Source organism: Corynebacterium sp. p3-SID1761, assembly GCF_055862885.1.
On record NZ_JBSQBJ010000042.1, the window covers coordinates 1 to 758 of the forward strand.

1 pseudogene is annotated in these 758 nt (G+C 61.5%); it reads left to right on the plus strand.

Annotated features, from left to right (window positions below):
- Positions 1-758: pseudogene (locus ACWXWJ_RS10265) on the plus strand (malate synthase G); the annotation flags it as partial.

Below are 758 nucleotides of genomic sequence, written 5' to 3' on the forward strand. Positions count from 1 at the left end.
GCCGGCGGCCTTCAGGTTGCCAAGACCCTTTACGACTTCGTGAACACCGAGGTACTTCCTGTCATTGGCAAGGATTCCGCCGAGGAGCAGGAGAAGTTCTGGGATGGCTTCGGCAAGATCGTCGAGGAGTACACCCCGCGTAACCGCGAGCTGCTGGCTTTCCGTGACGAGCTGCAGGAGAAGATGGATGCCTGGTATGAGGAGCACAAGGGTGCTCAGGATCCGGAGGAGTACAAGGCCTTCCTGAAGGAGATCGGCTACCTGGTCGACGAGCCGGGCGATTTCGAGATTAAGACCCAGAACATTGACCCGGAGGTTGGAACCACCGGCGGTCCGCAGCTGGTTGTGCCGATCCTGAACGCCCGCTTCGCGCTGAACGCGGCGAACGCCCGCTGGGGTTCTCTGTACGACGCCCTCTACGGCACCGACGCCATCTCCGAGGAGAACGGCCAGGAAAAGGGCACCGGCTACAACAAGGTTCGCGGCGACAAGGTCATCGAGTGGGGCCGCGAGTTCCTGGACCGCGTAGTACCCCTGGAGTCCGGCTCCCACAAGGACGTCACCAAGTACGCCGTCGAGTCCGGCCAGTTCACCGCCACCATCGACGGCAATGACGTTCACCTGCGCAACCCGGAGGTCTACGCAGGCTTCGGCGGCGACAAGGCTAACCCGACCGACATTCTGCTGTACAACAACGGTCTGTACATTGACATTCAGATCGATCCGGAGTCCCCGATCGGCAAGACCGACAAGGCCGG